Source organism: Novosphingobium rhizosphaerae (assembly GCF_050920675.1).
GTDB lineage: Bacteria > Pseudomonadota > Alphaproteobacteria > Sphingomonadales > Sphingomonadaceae > Novosphingobium > Novosphingobium rhizosphaerae.
The window spans coordinates 323,339-336,444 of the sequence record NZ_CP137862.1 but is presented as its reverse complement, the minus strand read 5'-3'; the positions used below and the strand labels follow the sequence as shown (position 1 = coordinate 336,444).

Here is a 13,106-nt window from a genome sequence, read left to right as displayed (position 1 = left end):
CCCGGGCTTGACCCGGGGTCCCGCTTTGTCTTCGCTCCATGTCGGAAGAAGCCAGATCCCGGATCAAGTCCGGGGTGACGTGCGTTCGAACGAAATTCCACGCCCAATACCAAGGAGTGCCCATGCTGCCGCAAACCACCCTCGTCCTCACCAGCCAGGTCCATGAAGGCGGCAAGATCGTGGCGGCGCTCACGGACATGCCGCTGCCCGCGCCTGGGGAGAACGACGTGGTCATCGCGGTGGAAGCCGCGCCGATCAATCCGTCAGACTTGGGCCTGCTGTTCAGCTCCGCCCGGATCGACGACGCCGTGTTCGCCCCCGGCCAGGTGGAAGCGCCGGTTTCGCCCGCCGGCATGGCCGCGCTGGCCGGACGCATAGGCGAGGTAATGCCCGTGGGCAGCGAAGGCGCCGGCACGGTGATCGCGGCCGGATCGGGCGCGGCGGCACAGGCGCTGGTGGGCAAGCGCGTGGCGACCGTGGCGGGTGGCATGTATGCCCGTCACCGCGTGGTGCCGGCAGCAAGCTGCATGGTCCTGCCCGAAGGCACCAGCGCGCGCGATGGCGCGGCCGCTTTCGTCAACCCGCTGACGGCGGTGGGCTTTGTCGAAACGCTGCGCAGCGTGGGCGGCAAGGGCATCATCCACACTGCCGCAGCATCGAACCTGGGCCAGATGCTGGTGCGCCTGTGCGCGGCCGAAGGCATTCCCCTGGTCAACGTGGTACGCAAAGCCGAGCAGGCCGACCTGCTCAAAGGCATCGGCGCCGCCCATGTGGTGGACAGTGCCAGCCCCACGTTCCGCGAAGACCTGCGCCAGGCGCTGGAAACGACCGGCGCCGATACCGTGTTCGACGCCATCGGCGGCGGCCCGGTGCTGGGCACGATCCTTTCGACCATGGAGCAAGTGGGCCGTGCCGCGGCGGGGGCCTATTCCCGCTATGGCTCCACCGCCAGGAAGCGCGCCTATGTCTATGGCATGCTCGATACCGGGCCGATCACGCTGCCGCGCGACATCGGCTTTGTCTGGGACGTTTCGGGCTGGCTGCTGTTTCCGCGCATGGAAGAGCTGGGCCCCGAAGTCCGCGCGCGCATGCAGGCCCGCGTGGGCCAGGACCTGACCACGATCTTCGCGTCGAACTACAAGACGCAAGTGCCGCTGTCGCGCGTGCTGGACGAAGACGTGGTGCGCGATTTCACCCGCCGCGCAACGGGGGCGAAATACCTGATCCTGCCCCAGGAATAAGCTCAGGCAGCGTCAGCGGCGCTATCGAAACGCGCGCGGGCGCTGGCAATGACTTGTCCGTGGTCGGTCGACCAGCCGACCAGTGCCAGGAGCGGCCCCATCAGCGACTGGCCCAGCGGTGTCAGGCGGTATTCCACCGCCGGTGGGCGCGTGTCGAACACGGTGCGGTCGATCAGGCCGTCGCGTTCCAGATCGCGCAAACCCTGGGTCAGCATGCGGCGCGAGATATCGGGCAACGCCCGCAGCAGCCCATTGAATCGCTGCGGGCCCAGGTGCAGTTCCAGCAGGATCAGCACGGTCCACTTGGCGGCGATATGATCGAGAATATTGCGCACCGGGCAATCGTGCGGATCGAAGCCGGCCTGGCGCCACACCGCCATCGGATTGTCGGGCGCCACGGCCCGGGCAAGGTTCTCTGGAGGTAACCTCGTCACGAAAAACTGCCTCCTTCACGGCCGCGATCAAGTCTCTATCTGAGACTTGCACTCCGCTTTAGAAGGATCATCGTGCCATGACCACCCACCTCGTTACCGGCGCTTCGGGCCAACTTGGCCAGCTCGCCATCGATACCCTCGCCACGCTGGTGGACCCCGCCGCGATCATCGCGCTGGTGCGTTCGGATGAAGCGGCGCAGCGCTTTGCCGGGCGCGGCATCCAGGTGCGGCGGGGCGATTACAACGACCCCACATCGCTTGCGGACGCCTTTGCCGGGGTGGATCGCGTGCTGTTCATTTCCGGCTCGGAAATCGGCGCGCGCGTGCCGCAACACACCGCCGTGATCGACGCGGCCAAGGCAGCCGGGGTTGGCTTCATCGCCTATACGTCGGTGCTCGATGCCGCCAACAGCCCGATGCTGATCGCACGCGAACACGCGATCACCGAACGGCTGCTGGCGGAAAGCGGCATCGTCCACACTGTTCTGCGCAACGGCTGGTATCTGGAAAACTACCTGATGGGCGCCGGGCCCGCGCTGGCCAGCGGGCAGCTTTATGGCGCGTCGGGAACCGGCCGGGTGTCGCCCGCAGCGCGTGAAGACTATGCCCTGGCGGCCGCCCTCGTCCTGGCCGGTGGCCACGATGGCCAGGTGCTGGAACTGGCTGGGGACGAAAGCTTCACCATGGCAGACCTGGCCGCCGCGCTGGCCGACATTTCCGGAAAGCCGGTCGGCTATGTCGATCTGCCCAAGGAAGCGCTGCAGGCCGGCCTGGTCCAGGCTGGACTGCCCGAACCGCTGGCCGCGATCCTGGCCGATTCCGACGCCTGCGCCGGGCAAGGCAGCCTGTTCGACGAAAGCCACACCCTGTCGCGCCTGATCGGCCGCCCCACCGCGTCGTGGCGTGGGTTCCTGGCGGCTGCGCTGGCGCCCGCACAGGCTTGAGCAATGGCCTGGGCGGCGTGGCCTATTGCGGCCCCGCCCCCAGGCCAAAGCCGAACGGGAACAGCGGATCGACGGTGTCATCGCCCACCGCCGGGTTCTGCGCTTCCACCGCCGCCATCGAGCGCGGCAGTTCGAACGGCAGGCGCCCGCGCGCGGTCTCGCGCCCCGTGACGACGTCGAGCAGGCCTTCGTCGCTCACTCCGAAATTGCCCAGCACGGCGCGGGTCTTGGGCAGGATATCGGTGAGGATCGCCGGGCGATCGAGAAACACCGCGAGCACCACCGGCACGCTGGCGGGAATGGCCGCCACGGCATCGTAATCCGCGTTGCCGGGGCGGAAATCCAGGCGCCCCTCCTTCTGGCGCGAACCGAAGAAATAGTTGGGATGCAGCCGTTCCGACGGGGTATCGGCACGCATCAGCGCCACTTGCGCATCGGCCGCGCGATCGACCACGACCAGCCCATGCGCCTTCGCCTGGGCCGGATCGATGCCCTTGAGGAACACGCGCGTGCCGGCGGCAAGCGGCAGCAGCCCGCCCTCGTTGCGCAGCAGGACTTGCGCCTGCGCCTGGGCCTGGCGCCCTTGCGCCATCACCGCAGGCGGCGCGATATTGCGCGCGGCGGCCGGATCGACCAGTGGATTGTCGAACAGTCCCAGCTTGAACTTGAGCGCCATGACCTGCGCCACCGCCGCGTTCACGCGGGCGAGCGGAATCGTCCCGGCCTGGACATCCTTGATGATCCACTCGGGTTCGGTCACGCCGCCGAACTGGTCGATCCCGGCGTTGGTGGCCTTGGCATAGCGTTGCGCCGGCGTCAGGTCTTCCACCCCCCACGGCATGGCGATCTCGTTCGGCGTCTGCGGCGCGGTTGGCGCGCGGCAGGCCGGGGTGCAATCGCGGGTGATGCCCCAGTCCGACAGGATCAGCCCCTTGTAGCCATAATCCTTGCGCAGCAGGCCCAGCAACTGCGCGCTGTAGCCGGCGGCCACCGGCTCCAGCGGCTTGCCCGCCACGCTCGGCCCGCTGACGATGTCGTACGTGGGCATTACCCCTGCCACGCCGGCCGCGAACGCGCCCAGGAACGGGCGGATATGCGTCTTGAGCGTGGCATCGTCGTGCACCGCCATGCGGCCATAGTAATTGTGCCCATCAAACCCTTGCGGATTGGCGCCATAGCCCACCCAGTGCTTGACCACGGTGGCCACGCCATCGTGGGCCAGGGTCGTGGCGCTGCCCTGGAACCCGCTGACATAGGCCTGCACCATCTTGGCGGCGAGATCGGCATTGGCGCCAAACGTGCCGGTGCCGCGCGGCCAGCGCGGATCGGTGAACAAGTCCGCCTGGGGCGAAAGCGCCATGTGGATGCCGCTGGCCCGGTATTCGCGGCGCGCCTGATCGGCAAAGCGATGCATCAGGCCGGCATCGGCCAATGCGGCAAAGCCCAGCGTTTCAGGCCATTGCGAATAGCCGCTGGCGGCCGCGCTGGCGCCCACCGTCACCTGGAAATGGTGGCGTGGATCGGTGCTGATGGTCAGGGGAATGCCCAGCCGCGTCTTGGCGGCCAGACGCTGCAAGGCATTGTTTTCCTCTGCCATCCGTTCGGGCGTTACGGCCAGGCGCGTGATGAAGCTGGTAATGTGCTGCCCATCGATCGCGGCCTGCGCTGCCGCGACATCGTAACCCAGGGTGGAAGCGCCCACCACGTTGTCCCGCGCGGCAAGCGAGCCGTGCATCATCGCCCCGGCCTTTTCCGCCAGCGTCATCCGCGCGACGAGATCGGCCACCCGGCGCGCCACCGGCAGGCGCCAATCCTCATAGGGATCGAGCCGGCCATTGCGATTGAGATCGCGGAAGCGTGCGCCGGCAACGGTCAGCACCGGTCCCGTATCGGCCGCGATCGCCGGCTGCGGGGGCAAGGCGGGCCGGGCCGCCAGCATGCCGGAAGGAACCTGGGCCAGCAACGGGGCGATCAGCAAGGCAGCGGCACGCTTCATCGGCAAGGACTTTCCCAAAGGCAAAAAGCGGGGCCGTGCGTGGATTGGCACGGCCCCACAGGGTGGATCAGAAACGCAGGCCCGCGCGCACGCCGTAAAGGCGCGGATCGGAAAGCTGCGCCGTGCCATCGTCGAACGTGCCGCCGAAATTGGCAACGATCTGTGCGCTCGACAGCGTGAGCCGGCTTTCGATGTTGCGCACAAAGCCCTGGAGATACCAGGCCCCGCCCGGCGCATTGTAGGTTGCGCTCAGATCGGTCTTGGTAAAGGCCGGCTGGCGGAACTGCGCGCGCAAGGCTGGCGCGGTGATGACATAGCTGGCCGACATGCGCGTGCGCGCACCCAGCTGCACATCGCCATCGCCCAGGGGAATCGTCCAGGTATAACCGGCAAACACAGTCCATTCGGGCGAACGGTCGAGCTTCTTGCCGGCGAACTGCGCGGTCAGCGGCCCGGCCGAATCGATCAGGTAGTCGGTATAGCGGGCGTTGAGCCAGTTCACCGAAAGATCGATCTGGTGGTTGCGCGCGGGCTTGATCACGCTTTCCAGTTCGACCCCATCAACCTTGGCGCGCCCGGCGTTGAGCGTGCGCTGCACCGGCGATCCGGCAACCAGGGTCAACTGCGAGAGCTGCAGGTTGGTGTAGTCGTAATGGAACACGCTGCCGTTGAGGCGCAGGGCATTGCCGCCGATGCGCGCCTTGAAGCCGGCTTCGTAGGAGGTGAGCGTTTCGGGCTGGTAATAGAGCAGATCGGGCGTCGTCACCGCGCTGCCGTTGCAATTGGCGGTCCCGGCCAGGCAGCCATCGTTGAACCCGCCGGCCTTGTAGCCCGTGGCAACCGTGCCGTAGACCAGCGTGGTGGGCGCCGCATCGAATTCGAAGCCACCGCGCCAGGTGATCTTGCTGTAGCTCACTTCCGCGTTGTTGAGCGAATCCTGCACGCCGCGCGGGTTGGTGGTGCCGGCCTGGGTGCCCGTGGTGAAATCGAGCGGATCGTCGACGTTGGCGTGGTAGATCGTGGCGCCCACGCGGCGCTTCTTGTCCTTGGTCCAGCGCACGCCGCCGGTCAGGCGGAAGGTATCGGCCAGGCTGTAGGTGCCCTGGCCGAACAGGGCGAAGGATTCCGAATTGGTCTTTTGTGGAAAGCCGAAGATATAGCCGCGCTGCCCCTGCTGGAACCCCTGGGTGCCATAGAGCAGGAAGGAAATGTCGGACTTTTCCTTGAAGTAATAGGCGCCGGTCTGGAGCTTGAGCCCGCCGGTGTTGATCGCAAAGCGCAGTTCCTGCGAATTCTGGTTGTAGCTGCCGTCAAAAGTCTGCGGCGACGTGACGATCGCGCCGGTCGTGCGGTTCACCCCGGTCAAACCGGTGAACTGTTCGTCACGCGTCAGTTCGCGATAGGAACCGATGTAGTTCAGCGTCAGCCAATCGGCCAGATCCAGCTTGAGATCGCCCTGCACGCCCCAGGTGTTGTTATCGCGCAGCGATTGCCAGCGTTCGGGATAAGTCAGCGTGCTGACATCGCGCGCGCTGCGGCCCGAGCGCACCAGCGGATCGGTGCCCAGCTGGCCATCGGCAGGCACGCTGAACGGCGCCTGGTACAGGTTGGAAAGCAGCACGCCGGCACCGGGGTGGCCCTTGATCGAGCTGTAGTCGCCACGCACCACCAGGCGCACGCGGTCGCTCGGCTCGATCAGCACGGAGAGGCGGCCCGACAGGTTTTCCTTAGCAGGGTCAAGCGTATAGGGGGAAACGCCCTGGTAGACATAGCTGTTGCGCCGGTCGTAATTCACCGCCGCGCGCACGGCCACGCTTTCGCCCACCGGCACGTTGACGACGCCGGTGGCCTGGATCGTGTTGAAATTGCCATAGGTGCCATCGAAGCTGGCGCTGAACTTGCCCAGGCGCGGCGCGGCCGAAATCAGGCTGACCAGGCCGGCCGTGGTGTTGCGGCCATAAAGCGTGCCCTGCGGCCCGCGCAGCACTTCCACGCGATCGAGATCGAAGAAGCTGACTTCCTGCGCCTGCGGGCGGGCGAGGAACACGCCGTCGACCACGAAGCCGGCGGAAGGATCGCCCTTTTCCGAATTGTCGGTGCTGCTCACGCCGCGAATGGTGATCTGCAGGCCGGCCGAACCGCCGCGGTCGATCGATAGGTTGGGCGCCACTTCGGTGAGCTGCGTGGCATTGGTCACGCCGGTCTTGGTCAGGCTGTCGCCGCCGATCGCGGTGATTGCCACCGGGGTCTTGGACAGCAGTGTGTTTTCGCGCGTGGCGGTCACGATGATTTCACCGGCGTCGGGCGCGGCGGCACTGGCCTGGGCCGTGGCGGCATCGGCAACGACCGCGCCATCCTGCGGGGCGGCCTGGGCGTGGGCCGCCGCATGCGACAGCGCGACGAGCGAACCGGCGGCAAGCAGAACTCGGGTGCGAACTTTCAAAACATCCTCCCATTGTGTTCATCGTTGACAAGGCCACTGTGGTGACCATCTAATTTAGCGCTAAATCTCGGAAGATGTCATCGCTGTCAACTTGATTTTGCGCGCTCATGTGCAAAACCCGGCGGCCATGGATGGCGCCGACGGCAAAGCCGCGCCAAAATGCCACGGCAGGCAGGACCGCTCTCACCCCAAGACAGGCCAGGATGGACAGCACGACGGGAGACAACGAAAAGAGCGCGGGCCAGGAACGGCGGGCACGGCGGCGCGGCAGCCAGTGCGTGACGATCCGCGACGTGGCGCTGCGCGCGGGCGTGTCTTCGATGACGGTATCCAACGCCATCAACGGCACCGGCAAGATGGCCGAGGCGACGCGCCAGGCCGTGCTCGATGCCGTTGCCGAACTGGGGTTTGCTCCCAACATGGCGGCGCGCAGCCTGGCCGGAGCGGATACGCTGCGTATCGGCTTCGTCCACTCCACGGTCACCAACGGCTTTCTGGGCGCAATGCTGATCGGGGCGCTGCAGGCGGCCGCCCTCAATGGCGCGCAGCTGCTGGTGCGCGGGGTAACCAACGGCGATAGCGCGGGCCTGGCCGACACCATCGCCCGCCTGCGCGACAACGGCGCGCGGGGCCTGATCCTATCGCCGCCCTATGCCGAAATGCTCGATCCGGGCGGCATCGGCCTGGATGCCGCCGTGCCGGTGGCGGTCGTGGCGGCGGGCGCCGCAATCCCCGGCATGGTGACCGTGCGCGTGGACGATCGGCTGGCGATGCGGCAATTGACCACGCGCCTGCTGGAACAGGGCCATCGCCGCATCGGCTTCATCACCGGGCCGGCGGGCCACACCTCGAGCGCGGCCCGGCTGGCCGGTTATCGCGATGCGCTGGCGGCTTTTGGCGTGCAAGCTGACGAGAGCCTGGTGATGCCCGGCGATTTCCGCTTCCAGTCGGCCATGGGGGCCGCGCGCGCCTTGCTGGAACGCGCCGCGCCGCCCACGGCCATCATGGCCAGCAACGATGACATGGCCGCCGCCGTGATCGCCGTGGCGGCACAGATCGGCCTGTCCGTGCCCGAGCGCCTGGCCGTGACCGGGTTCAACGATGATGCCATCGCGCAAACCATCTGGCCCACGCTTACCACCGTGCACCAGCCGGTGCAGGCCATGGCCGAACAGGCGCTGGCCCGGCTGATCCGCCGCATGAAGGGCCAATCGGTGGACGATGACCTGGTGTTGGATTTCGCGCTGATGGAGCGCGCATCGACCAGCGCAGGCCCGGCCAGGCCGTGACGGGAGCATGACCGCCCCCGCGCTCCGCCCCGAGACGGCCTGGCGCCAGTGGGCCTTGCCGCTGCTGCTGATGGCCGCCAACACGCTGTCGTTCGTCGATCGCCAGATCCTGTCCTTGCTGATCGAACCGATCCGCCGCGATCTCGGGCTGGGCGATGGCACCGCTGGCATGCTGTATGGCCTGGGCTTTACGCTGACCTACCTGCTTGCCGCATTCCCGCTTGCCTGGCTGGCCGATCGTATCGGGCCAAGGCGGGTGATCGTTGGCGCGGTCATGGCCTGGAGCCTGGCCACCGGCGCTTGCGGGCTGGCCCGGTCGCTGGGCGGGCTGATCGCCGCGCGCATGGCGGTGGGCCTGGGCGAAGGCGGGCTGACGCCGGCCGCAATGGCCTGGATCAGTCGCCAGTTCCCGCGCGAGCGCACGGCCACCGCCATCGGCGTGTTCCAGACCGGCATCTACCTTGGCAACGGGCTGGCCTTGCTGGTGGGCGCGTGGATCGCGCTGCGCTTCGATCCGGCGGGACGCCACATGGTGCCGCTGCTGGGGCCCATGGCCGGTTGGCAGGTGGCGTTCCTGCTCCTGGTGTTGCCGGGCCTGGCGCTCGCGGTTGCCCTGGCCCTGTGCCCGGCGCCACGTGGCGGTGAAAGCGAGCGCGCCACGGCGCCGTCCGTCGCCATGCGCGGGGCTGCGGGTTGGCGCATCGGCGCTTTGCCGGCGCTGTTGATCGTGGCCTATGCCTGCCTGGTGCTGGGCGGCAATGGTGCACAAGTGTGGACACCCACATTGCTGCAACGCCAGTTCGGTTGGTCGGTTCAGCAATCGGGTTTCGTGCTTGGCACGCTGAGCCTGGGCTTTGGCATCCTGGGCACGCTTGGCGGGGGCCTGGCCGCCGATGCCATGGCGCGCCGCAGCGGGCTGCGCGGACCGATTGCCCTGGCGCAAGGCGCCATGCTGGTGGTGGCACCGATCGCCCTGGCCTTTCCCCTCGCCCCCGATGCGGGTGTGGCCGTGGCGCTGATTGGGGCCCATCAGATGGCGTCGGCGTTTGCCCTGTGCGGCGGCATGGCTGCACTGCAGGGAGCCGCGCCCGATGCCCAGCGCACGCGCATCACCGCGATGCTGATGGTGGCGATCAACCTGGGCGGCACGCTGGCCGGGCCATGGATCATGGGCGTTGTGTCAGATGCGTGGCCCGGCGCGGGCCTTGGCCCCGCGATGGCCGTCACCGGATGCCTGGCGACACTGCTGGCCGCGCTGCTGATGGCGCGCGCCCAGCGCTTGGCCTAGGCCACCCGGTCGAGCGGGGCGGCAGCGGGGCTTGCTTCTTCGGCCAGGGGCGCGACGGCAGGCGGCACGGTGAACCGCCCGCTGCGCTGTTGCCGGCCCCACGCCACCTGCGGCCCGGTCAGCGCGGTGAACACCGCGCGCACCACCACGGCATAAAGCAACTGGCGATACCCCAGCCGCATGCCCAGAAGACGCAGCACCGGGAGCCGTCCTTGCTGCCCGTCCAGCCGATAGGCAACCATGCCGCAGCCCAGCTCGGTGGCCAGAAACAGCGCCCAGAAGCCCAGCATCAGCCCGACATCGCCCTCCAAGGCGGAAAAGCCGTGGTTAGCCGTGCGCCAGGCCAGATCGACCAGCGCCAGCAACAGCGCCAGATCGATCATGGGTGATAGCAGCCCCAGGATCACCTGAAACAACCAGGCCTGCGGCAGGCCGAACCGGGCGAGCCCGCGGGGGGCGCCCTGCGCCAGCACGGCGCGATGCTTCCACAGGCATTGCAGCGTGCCGAACGCCCAGCGATAGCGCTGGCGCCACAGCGCCCGCATGGTTTCGGGCGCCTCGGTCCAGGCCACGGCGGCAGGATCGCACGCCACCTGCCAACCGGCACGCTGGATGGCGATGGTCAGGTCCTGATCCTCGGCCAGGGTATCGGTGGGATAGCCACCCACTTCGTCCAACGCCCGGCGCCGCCATGCCCCCACGGCCCCAGGCACCACGGTAACCGCACCCAGCGCATCGAGCGCGCGCCGCTCCAGCGCCTGGGCCGTGACATATTCCACCGCCTGCCACCGCGTGAGCAGATTGATGCAATTGCCGATCTGTGCATTGCCCGCCACCGCACCGATGGCAGGATCGGCAAACCACGCGGCCAGCCGCGCGATGGTATCGGGTTCGAACCGGGTATCGGCATCCAGGGCGATCACCACGTCTGCCCGCGCCAACTGCAAACCATGATTGAGCGCCCGCGCCTTGCCGCCATTGTCCAGCCGCAGCAGGGCAACGCGCGGATCATGGCCGAACTCGCGCGCGACCACGGCGGCGGTCTCGTCGCTCGAGCCATCGTCGATCACGATCACTTCCAACCGCACCCCGCGCGATTCCAGCACCCGGCGCAGCGAGGCGGCAATCACTCGCGCTTCGTTGAACGCGGGAATCAGCACCGAAACGAACCCCGGCACCAGATGCGCCGGGCCAGGCACGCGCGCCGGGCGGCGGGCCTGCCCCAGGGCCAGCGCGGTCATGGCCAGTGCGCGCGCCATGCCCAGCACAATCGCACCGACAAACAGCCAGCCCAGCACGCGCCGCGCCGTGCCGAGCGCTGCAAACAGCCCTCCTGCTGCCGGCGCCCGCGGCCCGGCCAGCGGCGGCATGGCCTGATCGCGCGAAAGGCCAGCGAGCGCCGAAACGGTGACGAAGCGATAGCCGCGCGCCTGCAACTGCGCGATGATCTGCGGCAGCGCGCGCACCGTGGCGCTGCGATCCCCGCCCGAATCGTGCAGCAACACGATCTGGCGCGCTTCATGGCTATCGCCGCTTTCCACTTGCGCCACGGTGCGCGCCACCAGCGTGGCGGCGTCTGCCCCGGTCCAGTCCAGCGGATCGACATTAAGGCCCACGGTCAGATAGCCCAGCCCCGCGGCAATGCGCGGCACACGCAATTCGGCCGCCGTGCCGGGATCGGCATCGCCCAGGTAGGGCGCGCGAAACAGCCGCATGGACCGGCCAGTATAGCTTTCCACCAGCGCCTGCGTGGCATTGATTTCCAGGGCCACAGCGCGGTTGCCCATGCGATCGAGATCGGGATGCGTGGTCGAATGGTTACCCAGTTCCGATCCCTGCCCCAGGATCGCGCGCAGCAGGCCGGCCTCGCCCAGCGCGTTGCTGCCGGTGACGAAAAACGTGGCCGGCACGCCGTGCGCCTTGAGAATGGCCAGGATCTGCGGGGTCCAGCGTGGATCGGGGCCATCGTCAAAGGTCAGCGCCACTTGCTTGCGCATCAGCCCGGCGCGTTGCACCTGGTTGGCAGCGGGCAACTGGCGATAGACCGCCTGGCGGATCAGGCCATCGGCGCCCACGCCGGCTTCGCGCCAGCCAGGTGCAGCCGCCGCACCGATCCGCAGCACTTCGCCCTGCCCGACCAGGCTCACACTGTCGGGCGCCGGCAACAGGGCCAGATCGCGCGCCTGCCCGGCCAGCGCCGCCCAGAAGCCGGGATCTTCCCCACCCAGGCGCCATAGGGCCAGGCCAACCGGCGCGGCATCCGTCCGCGCCAGCGCGCGCAGCACCTGCAACTGGTTCCAGCTCGCCAGCGCGTCGATCATCCACACCTGGTGGCGCGTGCCATCCTGGCGATAGGCAAAGCCGCTGTTGCCACTGCGGGAATCGAAACGGGGCGTGGTGCCGGCGGCCTGCGCGCGCTGCCAGGCCTGGGCCAGGCCGATCGGTTCGGCCACCCCGCGATCGGGCCAGTCATAGGCATAGCTGCCCAGCGCCACCACCGCCTTGCCTGGCCCCACCGCCGCCACGCCATCGGCCACCGCGCGCGCGAACCACGGCTGGCCGGCGATCGGCCCGGCGCGGCCGGTCAGCCAGTGCTGGTCATAGGCCATCAGGATCACGCGATCGACCGCGCGGGCATAGGCGCGCAGATCCCACGCCGGATCGAGCACCGGTGCCGCGATCATCAGTCGCTGGCCCCGTGGCGCCAGGCGCGCCCGCGCTTCGCCCAGGAAGGCACGATAATCGCCGTGGGCATCGGGCGGCAGGTTTTCCAGATCGAGCACCAGCCCGCGCGCGTGCCAGCGCGCCATGGCACGCTCGATCCGGTCGAGCAGCCGCGCGCGTTGCGCCGCATCGGCCAGCAGGCGCGCCATGTTGGCGCCGTCCCAGCCGGCATCGCCGAGCCCGTCATTCTGGATCATCAGCAACAGCCCCAGGCGCGGCTGCGCGCGCAGCGCGGCGGCCAGGTCGGGATCGTCCTGCTCCACCCAGGCATGTTCGCGCCCGCGCACCGAAACCAGGCCGACCGCCACATCGCTCAACGCGCCGCCGTGCTCGGCCAGGGCGCGGCGCCCTTGCGCATCGCCGGCCATCAGGAACCCGATGCGCTCAGCCGGCAAGGGACCGGACGCAGCGCCATCGGCGCTCGATGGAGCCACGGGGAGCCAGGCCCCTGCCCCGCTTTCACGCCCCGGATCCAGCGCGGCGGCGCGTGGCAGGCGTGCAGTTCCGGGCACCACGGCCAAGGCGGGCGCCTGCCGCCGCTCCATCCAGCCCACCGCCAGCCCGAGCCCCGCAAGCCCAAGCACCAGCGCCACCGCTATCACTGCCACCACGCCGCGCACCCAGCGCCCGCGCCGCCCGCTGGGATCGTGAAATACCTGAAGATGCAATGCCCGGTCCTGCCTGCTGCCTGATCGCCGCGGGCATGGGGCAAAAACGGTGGCTATCGGCTAAGGCGGGCATGCGCAA

General features: G+C 68.5%; 8 protein-coding genes. 4 read left to right on the top strand and 4 right to left on the bottom strand.

Annotated elements, in window-relative coordinates; translation table 11 throughout:
* Window positions 1-122: 122 nt before the first annotated feature.
* Window positions 123-1,241 (top strand): zinc-binding dehydrogenase, encoded by a 1,119-nt coding sequence (locus R9J51_RS21440; RefSeq protein ID WP_179562473.1) that lies wholly within the window; start codon window positions 123-125, stop codon window positions 1,239-1,241.
* A 2-nt stretch (window positions 1,242-1,243) separates the two neighbouring features.
* Here the strand turns inward: R9J51_RS21440 and R9J51_RS21435 are convergent, their stop codons facing one another.
* Window positions 1,244-1,675 (bottom strand): winged helix-turn-helix transcriptional regulator, encoded by a 432-nt coding sequence (locus R9J51_RS21435; protein ID WP_248290432.1) that lies wholly within the window; start codon window positions 1,673-1,675, stop codon window positions 1,244-1,246.
* Between the two features lie 77 nt (window positions 1,676-1,752).
* Between R9J51_RS21435 and R9J51_RS21430 the strand changes: the two genes are divergently transcribed.
* Entirely contained in the window at window positions 1,753-2,619 is an 867-nt protein-coding gene (locus tag R9J51_RS21430; protein ID WP_179562475.1) for an SDR family oxidoreductase, read from the top strand.
* 22 nt (window positions 2,620-2,641) lie between these two features.
* Here the strand turns inward: R9J51_RS21430 and R9J51_RS21425 are convergent, their stop codons facing one another.
* Complete coding sequence (locus R9J51_RS21425) at window positions 2,642-4,615, bottom strand: glycoside hydrolase family 3 N-terminal domain-containing protein (protein WP_179562477.1); 1,974 nt, start codon at window positions 4,613-4,615, stop codon at window positions 2,642-2,644.
* Window positions 4,616-4,682: 67 nt separating this feature from the next.
* Window positions 4,683-7,058: a TonB-dependent receptor gene (locus R9J51_RS21420; protein WP_432788076.1), complete on the bottom strand. Its 2,376-nt coding sequence runs from the start codon at window positions 7,056-7,058 to the stop codon at window positions 4,683-4,685.
* Window positions 7,059-7,261: 203 nt separating this feature from the next.
* Here R9J51_RS21420 and R9J51_RS21415 point away from each other — a divergent pair, with 203 nt between their 5' ends.
* Window positions 7,262-8,347, top strand: a complete 1,086-nt coding sequence (locus R9J51_RS21415; protein WP_179562479.1) for a LacI family DNA-binding transcriptional regulator — start codon at window positions 7,262-7,264, stop codon at window positions 8,345-8,347.
* A gap of 7 nt (window positions 8,348-8,354) precedes the next feature.
* Window positions 8,355-9,635 (top strand): MFS transporter, encoded by a 1,281-nt coding sequence (locus tag R9J51_RS21410; RefSeq protein WP_179562481.1) that lies wholly within the window; start codon window positions 8,355-8,357, stop codon window positions 9,633-9,635.
* Here R9J51_RS21410 and R9J51_RS21405 read toward each other — a convergent pair.
* Window positions 9,632-13,027, bottom strand: coding sequence for a glycosyltransferase (locus R9J51_RS21405; protein ID WP_179562483.1), 3,396 nt, complete (start codon window positions 13,025-13,027; stop codon window positions 9,632-9,634). The two genes, R9J51_RS21410 and R9J51_RS21405, sit on opposite strands and share 4 nt — an antisense overlap.
* Between the last annotated feature and the right edge of the window lie 79 nt (window positions 13,028-13,106).

Bases quoted from the DNA above. Each gene is read 5' to 3' on its own strand.
- R9J51_RS21410 (WP_179562481.1), top strand. From the start codon at position 8,355: ATGACCGCCCCCGCGCTCCGCCCCGAGACGGCCTGGCGCCAGTGGGCC.
- R9J51_RS21430 (WP_179562475.1), top strand. From the start codon at position 1,753: ATGACCACCCACCTCGTTACCGGCGCTTCGGGCCAACTTGGCCAGCTC.
- R9J51_RS21440 (WP_179562473.1), top strand. From the start codon at position 123: ATGCTGCCGCAAACCACCCTCGTCCTCACCAGCCAGGTCCATGAAGGC.
- R9J51_RS21425 (WP_179562477.1), bottom strand. From the start codon at position 4,615: ATGAAGCGTGCCGCTGCCTTGCTGATCGCCCCGTTGCTGGCCCAGGTT.
- R9J51_RS21415 (WP_179562479.1), top strand. From the start codon at position 7,262: ATGGACAGCACGACGGGAGACAACGAAAAGAGCGCGGGCCAGGAACGG.